An 18,777-nucleotide genomic window follows, 5' to 3' on the forward strand; every position below is an offset into this window, starting at 1 on the left:
GGGGCTGTACGTCTCCTACTACCTTTCGGTCCCGTCGGGCCCGGCCATCGTGCTGGTGCTGACCGCGCTGTTCGGGGTCTTCCGGGTGTTTGCCCGGCGCTAGATGCTCGGCCCTGGTGGGCGAGCGGCGAGAGAATGTTGAGGGGCGGCCGCATGGAGGTACTCGCATCGATTTTCGACAGCAACTCCCTGTGGCGGTGGGTGGTGGGCCTTGGCGTCGCCCTGGCCGTCTACGGCGCGCTGAGGCTTCTCAAGGCCCTGGCTGAGCGCTACCTGACCCGGCTGGCCGGCAGGCTCGATGGCGGTCGCTCTGAGCTGGCGGCGGAACTGCTCGGCAAGCGCACCAACCGCGTTGTGTTCCTGATTGTGGCAGTCTACGCGGGCTCGCTCGCTCTCGAACTGCCCGCACACGTGGCCGGCGCCCTTCGTGGCGCTGCCGTCGTTGCCCTGTTCGTCCAGGCGGCCCTGTGGGGTAACGGCCTCATCAATCACTGGATTGCCTGGATGTTCCAGCAGCGGGTCAAGGTGGACCCCGAGAGCGCTTCGGCCTTCTCCCTGCTTTCCATCGCCTCACGCATCGTCCTGTGGACCCTGGTGCTCCTGTCAGTACTTCACAACGTCGGCATCGACATCACCGCGTTCGTCGCCGGGCTGGGCGTTGCGGGCATCGCGGTGGCTCTGGCGGTTCAGAACGTGCTGGGCGACCTGTTCGCCGCACTGTCGATCATTCTTGACAAGCCTTTCGTCGTCGGGGACTTCATCATCGTCGGCGAGTACCTGGGCACCGTCGAACGCATCGGCCTGAAGACGACCCGCATTCGCAGCCTTTCGGGCGAGCAGCTGGTTTTCTCCAATAACGACCTCCTCAACAGCCGCATCCGCAATTACAAGCGCATGCAGGAGCGCCGCGTCGCCTTCTCCGTGGGCGTCACCTACCAGACGCCCTACGAGAAACTGGCTGCCATCCCCTCCCTGATCCGGGAGATCGTCGAGGCACAGGAAAAGACGCGGTTCGATCGGGCTCACTTTCAGCGCTACGGCGATTTCGCCCTTATCTTCGAGGTGGTCTACTACGTGACCGTGCCGGACTACAACACCTACATGGATATTCAACAGGCCATCAACCTCGAGATCTACCGGCGGTTCGCCCTCGAGGGCATTGAGTTTGCCTATCCCACTCAAACCGTGTACCTGGCAAGGGCAGCGCCCGGTGCCCGAGAGGATCGCCTGCAGGGCCAGGCCTCCTGAACCGCGCCGGCCCCGATCCAGCGGGCTTCGAGCACCGAGGTCATCGGGGCTGCTGCCGGGCCGGTCGGGAGCCGCCGCCTGCCGCCTCGGCGAGGGGGGCGACGGCGGCATCCGTCATGCGCCGCAGCTCGGCCGGCCGGATCGAAAAGACGGAAGCCGGTGAGCCCGCAGCGGCCCAGACCCGTTCATACCGGAGCAGCGCTTCATCCATGAACGCCCGCAAGGGCCGCGCATGGCCGACGGGCGGGATGCCCCCGATGGCAAAGCCGGTGGCCGACCGGGCTTCCTCGGCGGACGCTCGGCGCACGGGTGCGCCTGCCAGGGCTTCGAGCTTCGTCACGTCCACCCGATGAGCGCCGGACGCCAGCACCAGGATCGGCTCGTCGCCCGCCATGAAGACCAGACTCTTGACGATCTGCCCGACCTGGCAGCCCACGGCCCGTGCGGCATCCTCGGCCGTGCGGGTGCTCTGGTCGGGGAAGAGACGGACGCAGGCCACCATCCCCCGTTGACGGAGGGCGGCGGCAACCCGGCGGACGGGTTCGGGCAGCGTCGCAGCGTCGTCGTGGATCATGCAGCGTCCTCCAGCACATGATGATTTCCAGGGCAAAGCAACCCGGTGATACCCGCACGGGCGCGAACGTTCTCCAACGGGGGGTGACTCGCCTGCCAAATGCAGGTCGTGGCCCATTGCGGTCAGGTCAGTGGTCGTCTCCTGCAAGAAGGGCGGATGATGATATAATGGGGGACGCCGCCGCGGCGCAGAGTCTTGCTTTGGCCGTGCTAGACGGGGAGGTAGCGGTGCCCTGCACCCGCAATCCGCTATAGCGGGGTCGAACTCCCGCCCGCGGCGGGCTTCTGTGGGGTCCGGCCCCGGCACGTGGCGCTGACGGCCGGGTCCTGCGCAGCAGGGACTCACGAACCCCGCCAGGTCCGGGAGGAAGCAACGGTAAGTGAGCACCCCTGGGTGCCGCGGGGGAGCCTGGCCCGAGCCGGCGACCGGGGCATCGCCCGGAGAGGTCCCGTCAACGGCGGGTGCACGGCCATCTTTTCCGGGTTGGCCCGCGCCGAAAGGCCGCGGGCCTCTTCGTTGGGCTGCGCCACGGAAGGCTGCGTGGTGGCGGCCGGCCGTCTCCCAGGGCTGCCCGGCCGGCCCGTCGAACTCTCGACCAGGGTGAATGCCGTTGGCACACCTGACCCTGTACCGCAAGTGGCGCCCGCAACGCTTTGACGACGTCATCGGCCAGGCCCACGTGGTGCGCACCCTGACCAACGCGCTCGCCCAGGGCCGGACGGCCCACGCCTACCTCTTTGCGGGCCCCCGCGGCACGGGGAAGACGACCCTGGCGCGGCTCCTGGCCAAGGGCCTCAACTGCCAGCAGGGGCCCACGCCCACCCCCTGCAACCGCTGCCCCTCCTGCGCGCAGATCACCGAGGGCTCGGCCCTCGACGTGATGGAGATCGACGGCGCCTCCAACCGCGGCATCGACGAGGTCCGGGAACTGCGCGACCGCATCCGCTACGCGCCGGCCCAGTCCCGCTACAAGGTCTACATCATCGACGAAGTGCACATGTTGACCAACGAGGCGTTCAACGCGCTGCTCAAGATGCTGGAGGAGCCGCCGGCGCACGTGGTGTTCATCTTTGCCACCACGGAGCCGCAGCGCCTTCCGGCCACCATCCTCTCCCGCTGCCAGCGCTTCGACTTCCGCCGCCTCTCCTTCGAGGAACTGACGGCCCACCTGGCGGCCGTGGCGCGCTCCGAAGGGCTCAATGCCGACGGGACCGCCCTCGAACTCATCGCCCGCCACGCCGACGGCGGCGTGCGGGACGCGCTCTCCATGCTCGAACAGTGCATGGCCTACGAGCCGAAGGCGCTCGACGCCCGCACGGTGGCGGAAGTGCTGGGGCTGGTGCGGCCCGAGGCGCTGTCCGAGCTGGCCCTGTGTTTCGTGGAGGGCAAGGTGGGGGAGGGCCTGGAGCTGCTGCAGCGCCTCACCGCGGAGGAGGGCGTGGACAGCCGCCTGGTGGCCAAGGACCTGCTGGGCTTGTTGCGGGATGCGGCGACGTACAAGATGCTGGGCGGGCGCTCGCCCGCCGGGGGGCCTTCCGCCGGCGGGGTCGAGGAACTCGCCCGCCGGGCGCCGATGACGCGCCTCGTTGCCGCCATGGAGGCGCTCGTGACCGCCGAACCCCAGATGCGCTGGGCGCCCGACCCTCGCCTGTTGCTCGAGCTTGCACTGATGCGGCTGGCTTCTGAGATCGAGCTCGAGAAGACCGCCCCGGTGGCCCCAAAGACCGTTGCGAGCTCGGCCGCTTCCTCCCGGGCTACCGGCGCACCCCCGGAACCGCCTGGGTCCCAGCCTGCGTCCGCAGAGCCGGGGCCTCCTGCCGACCCCGGGCCGGAGCTTTCGCCGCCAGCGGCTGCGGTGCCGGCCCCTGCCGCCGGCGCACCGGCGCAGCACCCGGCCGCGCCCGCCGCAGAGCGCACCCGTCGGACGGCGACACCCGCCAGGGGAGGAGCACGAAAGGCCCTTCCGCTGACGCTGGAGGAGGTGGTGCGGCACTGGGGCGACGTCCTGTCGGCCCTGCGCAGCCTGCAGCACCTCGACGCCGCCAAGGCGGGGGCGTTTTTGCGCGAGGCGCGGCCTGTGCGGCTCGACGGCCTGGAGGTCGTGGTCGGATTCCCGCGGCCCAAGGCCTTTCTCGCCAGTTCGCTTCAGGAAAACGCCAGGGTCCGGAACCAGGCCGAAAGGGTGCTGAGCCGCCTGTTTGGCCGTCCCATCACCGTGAGGGCTGAGGTGATCGACGGCGATGCGGCCGCCCAGGGCGCCGAGCAGCTCCCGGAGGACCAGCCTGCGCTGGGTGAGCACCAGACCGCATCCAGCGAGATGGCCGCCGCCGTAGAGCCGGCGCCTTCTGCCGGCCCTGCTGTCATGGCGGGTCCGGCCGTTGAGGCGGCGCCTCCCCCTGCCGCGGCGCCGCGCAAGACTCGGAGCCGTTCGGCGAGCGCTCCTGCCCCTTCATCGAACGGGGCAAGGCTCGGGCCCCAGGAGCCTGAAGACGAGTTCGACAAAACGGTCCTGGATGCGGTGCTCCAGATGCTCGACGCGCGTATTATCAAGGAGTTCGACGAGAGCGACCTCACCGGCGCGCAGCCGGACGACACGCCCGAAGCCGGTGCGGCGGAGGGTTCCCGTGATAGTGCCGGTTAGCCCGAAAGGAGCGTGCAGAGGTGCCGGTCAACCTGCCCGGGCCCTTCAATCTCTCCAAGGCGATGAAGAACCTCCAGAAGTTCCAGGAAGACCTCGAAAAGCTGCAGCAGGAACTGGCGGAGCGCACCGTGGAAGCGACGGCGGGCGGCGGCGTGGTTGCTGCTGTGGCCGATGGCAGCGGCCGGCTGCGTTCGGTGCGGATCGACCCGGCGGCCGCTGACCCGTCCGATCTGGAGATGCTCCAGGACATGGTGGTGGCCGCCGTGAACGAGGCGCTGAGGTTGTCACGGGAAATGGTGGAGAAGGAGATGGCACGCCTTTACAGCGAACTCGGCCTGCCCGGGCTTCCCGGCATGCAGCTGCCGGGCGTTTGAGCGGTAGGGAGCCCCGGGTCGGTGGAACTCGCACGCCCCATCGCCCGCCTGGTCGAGGAACTGATGCGCCTCCCGGGCATCGGCCCCAAGACCGCGCAGCGGCTGGCGTATCACGTCGTCCGCCTCCACGCCGACCAGGCGAAGCGGCTCGCTGACGCCATCGTCGAGGCGCGGGAGAAGACGCGGCTTTGCTCGGTCTGCTTCAACTACACGGACGTGGACCCGTGCCGCCTGTGCCAGGAGGGGTCGGGGCGTGACCGCTCGGTCGTATGCGTGGTGGAAGAGCCGAAGGACGTGATGGCGATGGAGCGGACCCACGCCTTCAAAGGGCTGTACCACGTGCTGCACGGCGCCATTTCACCGATGGAAGGGATCGGCCCCGAGGCGCTGAAAGTCGAGCAACTCCTTGCACGCCTGAAGGCCGGCGAGGTGAGGGAACTGGTGCTCGCCACCGACCCGAACGTGGAGGGCGAGGCAACGGCGATGTACCTCGCCCGGCTGGTGAAGCCGCTGGGTGTGCGGGTGACCCGGATGGCCCACGGGATGCCGGTGGGCGGTGACCTGGAGTACCTGGACGAGGTGACGCTCGCCAGGGCCCTCGAAGGCCGGCGGGAGATGTAGCCCGGCCCGCTTGCATAAGCTAGGCACCGAAAGCGACGCTGCCGGGCGTCTGCACGAGACGCCTGAGGGGGTCTACTTGAGGTGCCCGGGAAGACGATGGCTCCGGAGCACGGGAAGCTTGCCCCCGCGGCCCCTCCGGAACTCGCCGCCCTCATCGACAGGGCTCGCCTGGAGTGGCTTGCGGCGCAAAACGAGTTCAACAGCGTGACGGAGCCCGACCTGGTCGACCACGCCATCTACGCCATGCACGCCGCCGAACGCCGCTACGTCTACCTGCTGCGGCTCGCCGCACGGCTGCGGCAGCAGGCGCCAGAGGCCCTCACGGATACACCAGTAAGTCGGCCAGCGTCGCTGCCAGCAGGATCAGGCTGACCGGGGCGGCGCTGTCCAACACCGGCAGGGGCCGCGGGCCTGCGGGGTTGGAGGCGGCCCGGGCGTATCGCCGGGCCACGAGCACGAAAGCGGCGGCCAGGCCGGCGAAGTACCACCACGCGCGGCCCGTGGCCCAGCCCGCCGCGACCCAGAGCACAGCCGCGCCGGCGTGGGCGCGCATGGCCGAGCTCAGGGCGGTTTGCTCGGCGTCCTGGCCGGCCACCCGGTGGAGGAGATCGAGCCCGGCGATCCACAGCCCCACGGCTCCGCCGAGAAGGTACGCGGGCCCCTCGACAGCGCCTCGCACGGCGACCCATCCGCCCGCAGGGCCCATGGCGTGGGCCAGGCCGCAAAGGGCGGGGCCGGCCCCGGGCCGCCGCGCTGCATACGGATGGATGACAAAGGCCATCACGGGCAGCGGCGAAAGCCACAGGCTGAGTCGGTTGAGCTGGCCTGCGGCGATGATGAGGGCCAGCGCCGCCGCCACTGCCAGGAGAAAAGCCGGGCCCTGGCTCACCTGCGCCGGAGGCGCGCCGAGCGCAGCCGTCCGGATCCGGTGGAGGCGGCCGGCGTCAACGTCCACGATGCGGTTGATGGCCCAGGCCGCCGTCCGCGCGGTGGCCGCGGCCACGGTGATCCAGGCGAGCCGGCTGGCCGGCGGCACCCCGCCGTACGCGAGAAAAGCGGCCGCGTAGATGAACAGGACGGCCGGCGCGGTGGGGTGGCGGCGCAGCAGTTGACCCGGCCGCGTTAGCGCCCGGAGTCCCATCCAATGGCCCGCAGCACGAATCCGCTGACCTCGGGGGCCAGCTGCTGGAGCGGTCGGTCCCTCGGTCCGCTGAGCCACTGCAGCACGACCTCGTTGATGGCACCCAGGATGCCGGCCGCCGCCAGCCGGGTGTCCGCCACGGCCAGGCGGTGGTTGCGCTTGGCCTCGTTGAGGTAAACCTCGATCACCCGCACGAAGCGGTCGAAGAGTTGACGGCGCTTGGCCTCGAAGCGGGGGTTGACGGCGGCGGACTCGATGAGGAAGACGCGGGCGAGCTGGGGGTAGCGCTCGAACAGCCCCAGACCTGCCCGCACGGCCTCTTCAATGCGGGCGGCGCCCCCGCCCGGCGACGAACGCACGGCCCGGTCCACCTCGTCCGCCAGCATCGCGGCGAAACTCTCGACGAGCGTCAGGAACAGCGCCTCTTTGCTCTCGAAGTGGAAGTAGAAGGAGCCTTTGGAGCTGCCGCACTCGGCCACGATATCGTCCACGGTGGCGCCGTAATAGCCTTTTTGCGCGAACACCCGGACGGCCGCCTCCAGAAGGCGCCTTCGGGTGGCTTCCGGGTCCCGCTTCTCTTCGTGCGATGAGGACATGCGTTGCTCCACGCAACCGGCCGGCCGGTCTGGCACGGGATGGATGGTAATCCAGCGGCAAATGGCCTGTCAAGGCGGTTCTGCCCACGCCGGGGACTTTCCCCGCCCGAGCCGGCTTTACCGGCGCCTGCCGACTTGCTAAATTGGACGCGGAGGCGATGCGCGGAGGTTGATTCTGGACAGGGCCCGGGTGAGCCAGAGCCCGCTTTTGGACGCCGTGGCGGGGGCGGCGGGGAGATCGCCCGCCGTTTTTCACACTCCCGGCCACAAGCGGGGCCGTTGGGTGCCACCGGCCCCGGCGATTTCGGACGGCATGGCCTGGGCGTGGGACGGCGGTGACACCGTCTGGGCCCCGCAGTACGGCCACGACCTGAGCGAGGCGGCGCAGGCTGGCGCCGACCTGGCAGCCCGGGTATGGGGCAGCAGGCGTTGCTGGTTTTTGTGGAACGGCGCAACCGCCGGGGTGCTGGCCATGGTGCTGGCGAGCGTCCGGCCCGGCGGGCGGCTGCTTTTGCCCCGGTCGGTCCACCGATCCGTGCTGGACGCCCTGGTCTTTGCGGACGCCGAGCCCGTCTTTCTCCCTTCCCGGTGGCTGGGCGGCTGGGAACTTCCGCTCCCTCCGGCAGCGGCGGACGTGCCGGCGGGGCCGTTCGACGCGGCGCTGGTCACCAGTCCCACCTACGAAGGGATCTGCCCGGACCTGTTCGCCCTGGCCCGGGCCGCCGGGCCTGCCCCGCTCCTGGTGGACGAGGCGCACGGCACCCACCTGGCGTTTTACCCGGCGCCCGCTCCGCCCACCGCGCTGCGAAGCGGCGCTCACCTGGTGGTTCACGGCGCCCACAAGACCCTGCCCGTACTCACCCAGGCCGCCATGCTCCACTGGATGGGGACGGCCTCGGAGCCGGATGCGGAGCGGGTCGCCCGTTTCGTCGCCATGGTGCAGAGCACGAGCCCACAGCCGGCGCTTTTGTGTTCGCTGGATGCGGCCCGCGTGGAGATGGAGGCGCACGGAGCCGAGCGGGTGGGGCGGGCGGTGGATCTGGCCAGGGCCGCCCGCCGCGCCCTCGAAGAGTCCGGCCCTTACCGGTGCCTGCTGCCGTCGGACCTGCCGGCGCCGTTTGTGATGGACGAGACGCGCCTCGTGGTGAGCACCCGGAGCCTGGGTCTGGCGGGATGGCAGGCGAAGCGCCTTCTGGAAGAGCGCTGGAACGTGTGGCCGGAGATGGCCGGCATGTGGCACCTCGTCTTCATCTTCACGGGTGCCGACGACGCTCAAAGCGTCCAGGCCCTCGCCCTGGCGCTGGCGGAGCTTGCCCGGGACGCCGCTGTCGGAGTGGTGGGCCGCGATGGGGCCGCCGGCCTCGGGGCAGGGGTGCAGGCCGGTGCCATGCCGGCCCCCGGCCCCAGGGTGATGCGGCCGCGCCAGGCCGCGCTGGGGCGGGCCCGGAAGGTTCCGTGGGAGCAGGCGGCGGGCGCCGTCAGTGCCGCCACCGTGACGCCTTACCCGCCGGGGACGCCGCTTCTCATCCCCGGGGAAATGATCACCAGTGAAGCGGCCGAGTATGCCCGCACGGTCCTTGCGCTGGGCGCCTCGATCAGGGGATGCCCGGACCATGGCCGCAACGTTTGGGTCGTGGATGAGAGATGACAGGAAAGCGGCCGGTACGCTGGGCGTTGCTCTGCTCGCAGGACGGCCCTGGTAGCCCCTGGTGAGCGGGTGTGAGCGCGGCACCACTCATGCATGCTTACGTTCTTGCGAACGGTGGTGATACACGGCTTTGTTGACGAAGCCCGCTGCACGCCGTGAGGTGATGGATAACCTGGCCCAGCTCCTGGAGGTGCTGCCGCCGCACATCCGGGCCGAACTCGAGGGCATGGAGAACCTCCACGACCTCATCGAGATCGTCCTGGACCTGGGCCGGCAGCCCGAGGCACGCTTTGCGAACGGGTTCGTCTACTTGAGCGACGACTTCGTCACCCGTGAGGACATCGAGTACGTCGTGAAGCGGGTCGGGCGGTTCGGCCAGGACAACCGCGCCGGCATCGAGCGGACGCTGCACCGCATCTCGGCCATCCGCAACCGCAACGGGGACGTGATCGGCCTGACGTGCCGGATCGGGCGGGCGGTCTTCGGCACTATCGACATCATCCGCGACGTGGTGGTCCAGGGCCGCAACATCCTGCTCCTGGGGCGCCCCGGCGTGGGCAAGACCACCATGCTGCGGGAGGTGGCCAGGGTGCTGGCCGACGACTTCAACAAGCGGGTCATCGTCGTCGATACCTCCAACGAGATCGCCGGCGACGGGGACATCCCGCACCCGGCCATCGGCCACGCCCGCCGGATGCAGGTGCCCCGGGTGGACCTGCAGGCCCGGGTGATGATCGAGGCCGTCGAGAACCACATGCCCGAAGTGGTGGTCATCGACGAGATCGGCACCGAGCAGGAGGCCCAGGCAGCCCGCACCATCGCCGAACGCGGCGTGCAGCTCGTCGCCACCGCCCACGGCAACACCCTGGATAACCTGGTGCTCAACCCCACCCTCTCGGACCTGGTGGGCGGCATCCAGGCGGTGACGCTCGGCGACGAGGAGGCGAAAAAGCGCGGCACCCAGAAGACGGTGCTGGAGCGCAAGGCGCCTCCCACCTTCGACGTGGTGGTGGAGATCCAGGATCGGGACCGCCTCGCCATCCACAGCGACGTGGCCTCCGTGGTGGACCTGATGCTGCGGGGCATCGAGCCTGCCCCGGAGATCCGCATCCGCAGCCCGGAAGGGAGCATCGAGGTCCAGAAGCCGCCTCGCGAGAACGGCCCGGCGGGCCCGGCCGAAGGGGAGCGCCGATTCGAGACGCGGCCCCCGGAGGCCGAGGATCTGCGGGAGGTGGCGCGGCACGGCGCGGGTGCGGCGAACGGCGGGCGTGCGTTCGTCGTGGCCCGAGGGCCGGGGGCGCAGGCGGCCGTCAGGGACGGGGGGTCAGCGCCGGGCCCGTCGCGGGTGTGGGGCGGCACCCGGCCGGTGCGGCTGTTCCCCTACGCCGTGAGCACGAGCCGGCTGCAGCGGGCGCTGGCGGCAAGCCCCGTTCCCATCCAGGTCACCCAGGATCTGGATTCCGCCGATATGGTACTGACCATCAAGGGACAGTACCGCCGGATGCCGAAGCGCCTCAAGGAGGCCGAACGGCGGGGCGTGCCCATTCACGTGATCCGGTCCAACACGCTGACGCAGATCGAGCAGTTCGTGGAACGCGCCTTCCTGGGCGACGAGGATGCCCGGGCGCTCATGGAGGCGCAGCAGGCGGTGGAGCAGGCACGGGCTCTGTCCAGGCCGGTCGAACTGAGCCCGCGTTCGGCCTATATCCGCAAGCTCCAGCATCAGCTCATCGAGCGGTACCGGCTGCGTTCCACCAGCGTCGGCGAAGAGCCCAACCGGCGGGTGCTGGTGCTTCCCGAGGAAATCGAATGAACCCTCGGGGCGCGCTGATCACCTTCGAGGGTCTGGACGGGACCGGCAAGACCACGCAGGCGCGGCTGCTCACCAGGTGGCTGCGGGATCGCGGCCTGAAGGTGCGCTACACCCGCGAGCCCGGGGGAACGCCCATCGGCCGCGCCCTGCGCGCTCTGGCGCTCGCACGGCGGCGCAGCGGTGCGGGCCCGGTGCCGGAGGCGGAACTGCTGCTCTTGATGGCCGACCGGGCCCAGCACGTGGGCGAGGTGATCCGGCCGGCTCTGGAGAAAGGGGCCGTGGTGGTCTGTGACCGCTTCGCCGACTCGTCGGTGGCGTATCAGGTGTGGGGCCTCGGCATGGACGGAGCGCTGGTGGATCGCCTGAACGCTTTGGCGACCGGGGGGCTGGTGCCCGACCTGACCTTCTGGCTCGATTTGCCGGTCGGGGAGCGGCTGGGAGAGGGCGAGCCGGTGAGGGACCGCGACCGGATCGAGTCCCGGGGCAGCGCCTTCTTTGAGCGGGTACGGCGGGGATACGAGGCGCTCGCCCGGGCCAACCCGGATCGCTACGTGCGGCTGGAGGTCGCCGGCAAGAGCCGGGAGGCGGTGCACTCCGAGGTACGGGCCGCAGTCGTCGAACGCCTGGCCGGGTGCCTCGAGGAGTTGGGGTGGGGTCGACGGTGAAGCTGCTGGTGGCCGTCGTGCAGGATCAGGATGCCGGGACGCTGATGAACCGCCTGATCGAGCGCGGGTTCGGCGCCACGAAGCTGGCGAGCACGGGAGGTTTCCTGCGGGAAGGCAACACGACCCTGCTGGTGGGCGTGGACGATAGCAGGGTTCAGGCGGCCCTCGACTGCATCCGGGAGGTCTGCCACCACCGCCGGCAATCCATCCCGGCGGGGTCGGCCCAGGCGCGGGGGCTCGGCGGGCTTCTGGCCCGGGGCGGCGTGGTCGAGGTGGGGGCGGCCACGGTGTTCGTGCTGGCGGTGGACCGGTTCGAGCGGGTGTAACGAGCATGGAAAGCGCCCGCATTGAGGGGCTACCCCGCAGGCGCCGCCCGGCCAGCGTGGGGCTGGCGCGCAGGGGGATCGGCCGGGCCGAGGCCAAACCGGAGGCTCCCGTCCCGGTCTTCAGCACGGAACTGGCCGATGCGGACCGGCGGCGGCACCGTGAGGAGCTGCAGCGCGCCCTCAAAGAGGTGGAGCGTGCCGGGGCCGCGCTGCGCAAGCAGCCGGGGGAGGCCGCGCTCTTCGACTACCGGCAGGCGGTGCGGCGCTTCTGCCACCTTGCCCTGGCCGGCACCTACGCCGTGGACCGGCAGCTGCGGCTCGACCCGCGGGGCGGGCGGCGGCTGCACGTGACGGTGAAGAAGGTGGACGAAGCGCTGGACAGGCTCGCGCAGGAGGTGCTGGCGACCCAGCGGGACACGCTGGCTATCGCCGCGAGGCTGGACGAGATGAGGGGGCTTCTCCTCGACCTTGTCCGCTAAAGGGCAGGCGGCCCGCAAGAGCGAGGGGCGGCCGGTGCGCTTCTCGGACGTGGTGGGCCACGCACGGGCCGTCGCCTGGCTGCGGCGGGCTCTGGCGTCCGGCCGTGCCGGCGGGGCGTACCTTTTCTATGGCCCGCCGGGGGTGGGCAAGGGCACCCTGGCGCTTGCGTTTGCGGCCGCCCTCACCTGCCCGCACCGCACGGACGAACAGGAGGCGTGCGGGCGGTGCGGCGGGTGCCGGGCGGCGGCCCGGGGGCAGCACCCGGACATCACGTGGATTGAGCCTCACAGCGAGGCCGGCAACGTGACCATCGAGCAGATCCGGGATCTCCGGGCCCACCTGAGCCTTTCCGCCGGGGCGAGCGGCTGGAAGGTGGCCATCATCGACCGGGCCGAGCGGATGACCCTGCAGGCCGCCAACGCGCTGTTGAAGACGCTGGAAGAACCTGCGGGGCAGGCCGTGCTGGTGCTGCTGGCCGGTGAGCTTGCGCTCGTGCCCGAAACCATTCAGTCCCGCTGCCTGCGCTTTTACCTGGCGCCGGTGCCCGTTTCGGACCTGGTGCGGGAGCTTGAGGCCCGGCTGGGCCTTCCACCCGAAGAGGCCCGAGCCCGGGCGGCGCTGGCCGGCGGGTGCCCGGGGCGTGCCCTGGCCGGCATGGAGGGTGTGACGGCTCGCCGCAAGGCGGCGCTCGGGTGGATGCAAGAGGCGCTCGATGCCCCGGCCCGGGAGGTGGACCGGCTGGCGAAAGCGGCGGATCAGGCGGATCTGGCCCAGGTGGACGAGACGCTTTCAGCGATGATATGGTTGTGGCGGGATGTGGCAGCGTGGAGCTGGACCAAGCGGCCGGACTTGATGATAAACAGCGACCTGAGGGATCACCTGGCCCCGATCGGGCAGAAGGTGGCGCCGGAGAAGGCGGTATCGGCGCTGGAGGCGCTGCTTGGCGCACGGCGAATGGTCTCGGAGTACACGAGCCGCAGGCTGACGCTCAACTGGGCGTGGATGACGCTGCGCAGCGCGCTCAAGGCGGAGAAGGGACCGGTGACGCTGGCGGCACGGTCCGGGTAACCGGGATTCGTTTTCAGAAAACCGGGAAAGTTTACTATTTTGATCCGGGCGAGCTGCACCTGGATAGGGGCCAGTGGGTGGTAGTGGATACCCAGCACGGCCTCGAAGCCGGCCAGGTGGTCATCGCGCCCCGGGAAATCCCTTCCGAACAGGTGCCGCGCCCCCTGCGGCCGGTCGTGCGCCTCGCCACGGCGGCCGACCTGGCCTCTCGGGAAGAGTGGAAGCGCAAGGAGGCCGACGCGTTCTCGGTGGGCCTGGAGAAGATCCAGCGCCACAAGTTGCCCATGCGCCTCATCGACGCCGAGTACACGTTTGACGGGGGCCGGTTGACCTTCTACTTCTCGGCCGAGGGGCGGGTCGACTTCCGCGAGCTGGTCAAGGACCTGGCCTCCCACTTTCGCACCCGCATCGACCTGCGCCAGATGGGTTCACGGGACGTGGCGCGCATGGTGGGCGGCATCGGACCCTGCGGGCTTCCCACGTGCTGTTCCAGCTTCATGATGGAGCTCCGGCCGGTCACGCTGCGCATGGCGAAAGAGCAGGGGCTTGCGCTGAACCCTGAGAAGCTGTCGGGTCTCTGCGGCCGGCTCATGTGCTGCCTCTCCTTCGAACTCGACCGGCCGCCGGCGGGTGCAGCCGCTGCCAACGGCGACGAGGAGGCAGCGCCCGGGGAGGGGCCGGACCCGCCGCCTGACGTAAGCGAGGCGGCGCGGGCGGACCCGAGCCCCGCGGCCGTGGCTGTCGTCAGCGTCAACGGGGCGGCCCCGGCCGGGAGCAGGGGCGGGCGGCGTCGCAGGCGCCGTCATTTTCGCCATCGGAGGCAGCCCCCCGCTTGAGCGGGACGCTCTGGGTTTGCGGCACCCCCATCGGCAATCTGCAGGACGCCTCGCCGCGGCTTCTCGAGACTTTGCGTCAGGTCGACCTGGTGGCGGCCGAGGATACGCGCCGCACCCTCAAGCTTCTGAACCACTTCGCCATCAAGAAGCCTCTCGTGAGTTACCACGAACACAACGCCAGGCAGAAGACCCCGTGGCTGCTGGAGCGCCTGCGGCAGGGGGCCCGGGTGGCGCTCGTTACCGATGCGGGGATGCCGGGCATCTCCGACCCCGGCACCGAGCTGGTGCAGGCTGCCGCTCGGGAGGGTATCGACGTGCGGGTCGTACCCGGGCCATCGGCCCCGGTGGCAGCGCTGGCGGTAGCGGGCCTTCCCACCGAGCCGTGCTGGTTCGAGGGGTTTTTGCCCCGCTCGCCCGCCCGGCGGCGGGAACGGCTCGCTCGGCTTCGCGAGCTTCCTGCCACGCTGGTCTTCTTCGAGGCGCCCCACCGCGTGAGGGAGAGCCTTCAGGCCATGGCGGAGGTGCTCGGAGGCGCCAGGCCAGCCGCCATCGCCCGGGAGCTCACCAAGGTGCACGAAGAGGTGCTCCGGGGCTCGCTCGATGAACTGGCGCGCTCATTGGCTTCCAGGGACAAGCCGCCGGTCGGGGAGATCACCATCGTCGTCGGGCCTCCCGTCCGTTGAACCGTTCTGGCCTGCATCCGGACGGGCCCACCTGAGGCTGCACGCATAAACATTCAGTATACATTCGCAAAGCCCGTTGTACCGCACCGCGGCCGTTGCTACAATGGGCGCCAAACCACTTTTCGCCTCAGACTCCAGCGGGAGGTGGCGGCGGCGCTCATGTGGCCTCTCCAGCTTAGCGCCCGTAGCCCTGAGGAGTACGCGCGGCGCTACGACCACGGCAACTGCGGGCTGGTCGCGGTCTTTGCCCGCTCCCCTTCGCCGGGCAGGCAGGCGCTTGAGCGTGCGTTGTCCGCCCTCAGGGGGCTTTCGCACCGCTCCGGGTTCGTGAACGGCGAGGGGGACGGCTGCGGCGTCCTGACGGACATCCCCCGGGCGGTGTGGGCTCGCAGGCTGGAGCAGGCGGGCCTTGATCCGGCCCTTGCCCGCCAGCCGTGGTTTGCCGTGGCGCACCTCTTCGTCGGCCCGGACACGGGGTCGCAGGGGGCCGTTGCGGAGCAGGCGGTCTTCGACCGGCTGCGCGCCTTCCTGGCCCGGCAGGGGATCGAGATCCTGGTGGCCGTCACGGATGGCCTCGTCCCCTCGACCCTGGGCCGGCGAGGCCGGGCTCTTTCGCCCCGCTTCTGGCAGCTGGGGCTGTGGGTGAAGCTGGACGCCGAAGGCTGGTGGGCGAAGGCGCCGCCGTTCGACGGGGATGGCACCCTGCCTTCGGCGAGGCGGCGAGTCCGGGAAGCGGCCGGGCGGCGCCTGTTCGAAGCGACGGTCGGGCTGGAGCGTTTCGTGCCGGACGTGCGCGTCGTCTCGATGAGCGCGCACTCGGTGGTGTACAAGGTCCTCGGCGATGCGGACGCGCTGGAGGCTGCCTACGCCGACCTTCAGGACCCGGCCTTCGAGACCCGGGCCGCCGTCGGCCACAACCGCTACTCCACCAACACCACGCCGACGTTCGACCGGGCGCAGCCGTTCAGCCTGCTGGCCCACAACGGCGAGATCAACACGATCTGGCGGCTCGTCGCGGAGGCGGAGCAACTCGGCATCCCGACCGTGGCCGGGGGCAGCGACTCGCAGAACCTGAACCGCACGGCCGACGCCCTGATTCACCGGTTCGGCTTTTCGCTCCCGGAGGCGCTGGAGATCCTCTTTCCGCCCATTCTCAACGAGGTGAAGCGCTACCCGCCCCAGTTCCAGGAGTACTACATGTACTTCCGCCAGGCGTGGGGCCCGTTCGCGCAGGGGCCGGCCGCCATCCTTGCCCGGCACCGCAGCGAGGCGGTGATAGCCTGCGACGCCCTGGGCCTGCGGCCGATGTGGCAGCTTCCGGCGAAAGACCACGTCATCTTCTCCTCCGAGCCGGGCATCGCCCTCACCGAGGAACTGGTGGACGACCCCAGGCCCCTGGGGCCGGGCGAGAAGGTGGGGGTGGTGCTCGACGAGAGCGGCGTCAAGGTGCTGCCCTACCCCTACCTGCAGGAACAGATCGTGGAACGCTGGCGGCGCAGGCTCGGGCCCCTTTCGGGCTACGCCCGCTTCATCAGCGCCGCCCGGGCCGTCCAACTGCCCGAGGCGGGCGGCGGCAAACCACCGGCAGCGATCGGGGACGAGGCGCTCATGCGCCTCATGGCGGCCTGGGCGTGGCAGGCCGATGACGTCAAGATGCTCGAGGAGATGGCGGAAAAGGGGGCCGAGCCCATCGGTTCGCTGGGTTACGACGCCCCGCTCGCCGCGCTCTCCCCTGAGCTGCACAACCTGGCCGACCACTTCAAGGAGAGCGTGGCGGTCGTCACCAACCCCGCCATCGATCGGGAACGCGAGATCGAGCACTTTTCGACGCGGGTCGTGCTCGGGCGCCGGCCGGCGCCGGGCACGGTCGAGGCGGCCGATGACCGGCCGGGCCGGGCTGTCGAACTGCGGGTGCCGCTCGTGCCGGGGGGCTCGCCGGAAGGTTCCGCGCTCACGCTGCCCGACGCTCGCAGCGCCGCGGCCGGCTTCGAGACCCTCGCCTGGGAGGACCTGGTGGCCGTGCTGCCCTCCGTGACCATCCCTGTGCGGCAGCGCCCGGGCGAATCGCTTCCGTCGGCCATCGACCGCATCTGCCGCATGGCGGCCGAGGCGGCTTCGTCGGGGGTTCGGCTCATCGCGCTCGATGACGGCGCCATCTTCGAGGACGAGGAGGGCACCTGGATCGACCCGCACCTGGTGGTGGCCGCCGTGGACGGCGCGCTGCGACGGGCGGCGGGCCTTCGGCGGTGGTGCGGCGTGGCCGTGCGCAGCGGCAGCCTGCGAAACCTGCACGACGTGGTGCTGGCCCTCGGGCTGGGCGCGGATGCGGTGAACCCCTGGCTGATGGTCGAGCTGGCCGCCAGAGCCGCCGCTCGGGCGGGGCAGCCGCCTGCCGAGGGCGTCCGGCGCCTGCTCGACGCGCTGTCGAAGGGGATCGAGAAGGTCATCTCCACGCTCGGCATCCACGAGGTGCGGGGCTACGGGCGCCTCTTCTCCTGCATCGGCCTGAAGCCCGAACTGGCACGCCTGTTTGAAGTCGAGGCTTACGCCGCCTCGGACCGGGCCGGCGTGGGTTTGCGCGAACTGGAGGCCCAACTTGTGCGCCGCCGGGCCATCGCATCGGGAGCGGAACCGGCGCATCTGGTGCGGCCGTTCCGCTACTGGCCCCGCATCTGGAAGGCGCTGGGCGCCGCCGCAAGGGGTGAGCTTCCCTACGCCGAGGCCGCCGCCCGCATGCAGGAGATCGAGCGGGAAAACCCGGTGGCTCTTCGCCACGTGCTGGCGCTGCGTCCGCCGGGGCCGCTGCCGGCTGCCGTACCGCCTGAGGGCGTGGACATCTCCATCGGCGAGCACGCCATGCCGTTCGTCATCAGTTCCATGTCGTTCGGCTCGCAGGGCGAGCGGGCCTACCGCGCCTACCTGGAGGCGGCGGTAACCGCCGGGATCGTCTGCCTCAACGGCGAGGGCGGCGAGATCCGGGAACTCGTGGGCAAGTATCCCCGCCACCGCGGCATCCAGGTGGCGTCCGGGCGGTTCGGGATCCACGCCGAGATGCTGAACGGCGCGTGGGTCATCGAAATCAAGATCGGCCAGGGTGCCAAGCCGGGCGAAGGCGGGCACCTACCGGGCCGAAAGGTCTCGGCGAAGGTCGCCCAGGCTCGCAACGCCACGCCGGGCATCGACCTGATCTCCCCGTCCAACAACCACGACATCTACTCCATCGAGGACCTGGCCCAGCTCATCTACGAACTGCGCACCGTCAGCCCCGGCTCCCGCATTGCGGTCAAGGTCCCCGTGGTGCCCGGGATCGGCACCATCGCCGTGGGCATCGTGAAGGCCGGCGCCGACATCGTCAACCTCAGCGGCTTCGACGGCGGAACCGGCGCTGCGAGGCTCCACGCCATCCGGCACGTGGGGCTCCCCGCCGAACTCGGCATCGTGGAGGCTCACCGGGCGCTGGTCGCCGCGGGGCTGCGGGAGGGTGTGGAAATCTGGGCGGACGGCGGGATGCGCAGCGCCCTGGACGTGATGAAGTGCATCCTGCTCGGCGCAAACCGCGTCGGCTTCGGCACGCTGGCCATGCTGGCCATCGGCTGCACGGCATGCCGGGGCTGCCAGCTGGACACCTGCCACGTCGGCATCGCCACGCAAATCGAAAGCGAGGCGGAGGCCCTGTCGCGGGGGCTCAAGCGGTTCGTGCCCAGGGACGTGGAGCGGGCGGCCGCCGAGGTTGCCTCGCTGCTGCAACAGATGGGCGCGGCGCTGGGCGAGTTGACCGCCTCCCTGGGCGCCCGCCGAACCCAGGAGCTGGTGGGGCGGTCGGATCTCCTCGAACAGGTGGCGCTGCACGACCGCGTCGATCTGCAGGAGCTCCTCCGGGTGGCGCGCCCGGTGGCCACCGCACTCGAGGCGGCGCCGGATGAGCGCGTGGCGGTGCCGGCCGCCGTCGCCGCGGCGGCGGTGGCCGGCGCCCGGGACGGCCAGGAGACGGCAGCGTGGAACGGAAGGACGGCCCTTCACCCCCGCGCCCTGGGGACGTCGGAGGCCGGGCGGGTGGCTCGCC

The 18,777-nt window shown here is 70.6% G+C and carries 17 protein-coding genes and 1 other RNA gene; 15 read left to right on the forward strand and 3 right to left on the reverse strand.

Annotation, left to right across the window (positions count from 1 at the left end; genetic code table 11):
* Nucleotides 1-153 precede the first annotated feature (153 nt).
* Nucleotides 154-1,248 carry a mechanosensitive ion channel family protein gene (locus AB1609_02570; GenBank protein ID MEW6045354.1) on the forward strand — a complete coding sequence of 365 codons (1,095 nt, stop codon included), beginning with the start codon at nt 154-156 and terminating at the stop codon, nt 1,246-1,248.
* A gap of 40 nt (nt 1,249-1,288) precedes the next feature.
* On the opposite strand, the gene AB1609_02575 is transcribed toward AB1609_02570, so the two are convergent.
* On the reverse strand, nt 1,289-1,822 hold the full coding sequence (locus tag AB1609_02575) for a YbaK/EbsC family protein (GenBank protein MEW6045355.1): 534 nt from the start codon (nt 1,820-1,822) through the stop codon (nt 1,289-1,291).
* Between the two features lie 204 nt (nt 1,823-2,026).
* On the opposite strand from AB1609_02575, the gene ffs reads away from it, so the two are divergent.
* The 5 genes from ffs to AB1609_02600 all read left to right on the forward strand — a co-directional run bounded on the left by ffs (nt 2,027) and on the right by AB1609_02600 (nt 5,830).
* Nucleotides 2,027-2,291: signal recognition particle sRNA large type (gene ffs, locus AB1609_02580), an RNA gene on the forward strand.
* 141 nt (nt 2,292-2,432) lie between these two features.
* Nucleotides 2,433-4,463 carry a DNA polymerase III subunit gamma/tau gene (dnaX, locus tag AB1609_02585; protein MEW6045356.1) on the forward strand — a complete coding sequence of 677 codons (2,031 nt, stop codon included), beginning with the start codon at nt 2,433-2,435 and terminating at the stop codon, nt 4,461-4,463.
* Between the two features lie 20 nt (nt 4,464-4,483).
* Nucleotides 4,484-4,837 (forward strand): YbaB/EbfC family nucleoid-associated protein, encoded by a 354-nt coding sequence (locus AB1609_02590; GenBank protein MEW6045357.1) that lies wholly within the window; start codon nt 4,484-4,486, stop codon nt 4,835-4,837.
* Between the two features lie 21 nt (nt 4,838-4,858).
* Nucleotides 4,859-5,458, forward strand: a complete 600-nt coding sequence (gene recR, locus AB1609_02595; GenBank protein ID MEW6045358.1) for a recombination mediator RecR — start codon at nt 4,859-4,861, stop codon at nt 5,456-5,458.
* An 81-nt stretch (nt 5,459-5,539) separates the two neighbouring features.
* The gene (locus AB1609_02600; GenBank protein MEW6045359.1) at nt 5,540-5,830 is read left to right on the forward strand and encodes a YaaL family protein; all 291 of its coding nucleotides are present in this window, start codon (nt 5,540-5,542) and stop codon (nt 5,828-5,830) included.
* On the opposite strand, the gene AB1609_02605 is transcribed toward AB1609_02600, so the two are convergent.
* Nucleotides 5,778-6,599 carry a UbiA family prenyltransferase gene (locus AB1609_02605; GenBank protein MEW6045360.1) on the reverse strand — a complete coding sequence of 274 codons (822 nt, stop codon included), beginning with the start codon at nt 6,597-6,599 and terminating at the stop codon, nt 5,778-5,780. The two genes, AB1609_02600 and AB1609_02605, sit on opposite strands and share 53 nt — an antisense overlap.
* A complete protein-coding gene (locus AB1609_02610; protein ID MEW6045361.1) occupies nt 6,581-7,207 on the reverse strand; it encodes a TetR/AcrR family transcriptional regulator in 627 nt (208 codons plus the stop codon). The genes AB1609_02605 and AB1609_02610 overlap by 19 nt, the downstream gene beginning before the upstream one ends.
* A gap of 157 nt (nt 7,208-7,364) precedes the next feature.
* Between AB1609_02610 and AB1609_02615 the strand changes: the two genes are divergently transcribed.
* The 9 genes from AB1609_02615 to AB1609_02655 form a co-directional block, all read left to right on the forward strand.
* Nucleotides 7,365-8,843 carry a hypothetical protein gene (locus AB1609_02615; GenBank protein ID MEW6045362.1) on the forward strand — a complete coding sequence of 493 codons (1,479 nt, stop codon included), beginning with the start codon at nt 7,365-7,367 and terminating at the stop codon, nt 8,841-8,843.
* Between the two features lie 163 nt (nt 8,844-9,006).
* Nucleotides 9,007-10,656, forward strand: coding sequence for a R3H domain-containing nucleic acid-binding protein (locus AB1609_02620; protein MEW6045363.1), 1,650 nt, complete (start codon nt 9,007-9,009; stop codon nt 10,654-10,656).
* Entirely contained in the window at nt 10,653-11,321 is a 669-nt protein-coding gene (tmk, locus tag AB1609_02625) for a dTMP kinase (protein MEW6045364.1), read from the forward strand. The genes AB1609_02620 and tmk overlap by 4 nt, the downstream gene beginning before the upstream one ends.
* Nucleotides 11,318-11,647: a cyclic-di-AMP receptor gene (locus AB1609_02630; GenBank protein ID MEW6045365.1), complete on the forward strand. Its 330-nt coding sequence runs from the start codon at nt 11,318-11,320 to the stop codon at nt 11,645-11,647. The genes tmk and AB1609_02630 overlap by 4 nt, the downstream gene beginning before the upstream one ends.
* 5 nt (nt 11,648-11,652) lie before the next feature.
* Nucleotides 11,653-12,126, forward strand: a complete 474-nt coding sequence (locus AB1609_02635; GenBank protein ID MEW6045366.1) for a YaaR family protein — start codon at nt 11,653-11,655, stop codon at nt 12,124-12,126.
* Nucleotides 12,116-13,195, forward strand: a complete 1,080-nt coding sequence (gene holB, locus AB1609_02640) for a DNA polymerase III subunit delta' (protein MEW6045367.1) — start codon at nt 12,116-12,118, stop codon at nt 13,193-13,195. The genes AB1609_02635 and holB overlap by 11 nt, the downstream gene beginning before the upstream one ends.
* Nucleotides 13,196-13,272: 77 nt before the next feature.
* On the forward strand, nt 13,273-14,031 hold the full coding sequence (gene ricT, locus AB1609_02645) for a regulatory iron-sulfur-containing complex subunit RicT (GenBank protein MEW6045368.1): 759 nt from the start codon (nt 13,273-13,275) through the stop codon (nt 14,029-14,031).
* The gene (gene rsmI / locus AB1609_02650; protein MEW6045369.1) at nt 14,028-14,714 is read left to right on the forward strand and encodes a 16S rRNA (cytidine(1402)-2'-O)-methyltransferase; all 687 of its coding nucleotides are present in this window, start codon (nt 14,028-14,030) and stop codon (nt 14,712-14,714) included. The genes ricT and rsmI overlap by 4 nt, the downstream gene beginning before the upstream one ends.
* A 159-nt stretch (nt 14,715-14,873) precedes the next feature.
* Nucleotides 14,874-18,777, forward strand: a 3,904-nt coding sequence (locus AB1609_02655) for a glutamate synthase-related protein (GenBank protein MEW6045370.1), incomplete at its 3' end; no start/stop codon positions are given.

It is taken from the genome of Bacillota bacterium, from assembly GCA_040754675.1.
GTDB lineage: Bacteria > Bacillota > Limnochordia > Limnochordales > Geochordaceae > Geochorda.

Excerpts from the sequence above, each read along its gene's own strand:
- AB1609_02570 (MEW6045354.1), top strand. The coding sequence starts at position 154 with ATGGAGGTACTCGCATCGATTTTCGACAGCAACTCCCTGTGGCGGTGG.
- AB1609_02575 (MEW6045355.1), bottom strand. The coding sequence starts at position 1,822 with ATGATCCACGACGACGCTGCGACGCTGCCCGAACCCGTCCGCCGGGTT.
- AB1609_02605 (MEW6045360.1), bottom strand. The coding sequence starts at position 6,599 with ATGGGACTCCGGGCGCTAACGCGGCCGGGTCAACTGCTGCGCCGCCAC.
- AB1609_02620 (MEW6045363.1), top strand. The coding sequence starts at position 9,007 with ATGGATAACCTGGCCCAGCTCCTGGAGGTGCTGCCGCCGCACATCCGG.
- tmk (MEW6045364.1), top strand. The coding sequence starts at position 10,653 with ATGAACCCTCGGGGCGCGCTGATCACCTTCGAGGGTCTGGACGGGACC.
- AB1609_02635 (MEW6045366.1), top strand. The coding sequence starts at position 11,653 with ATGGAAAGCGCCCGCATTGAGGGGCTACCCCGCAGGCGCCGCCCGGCC.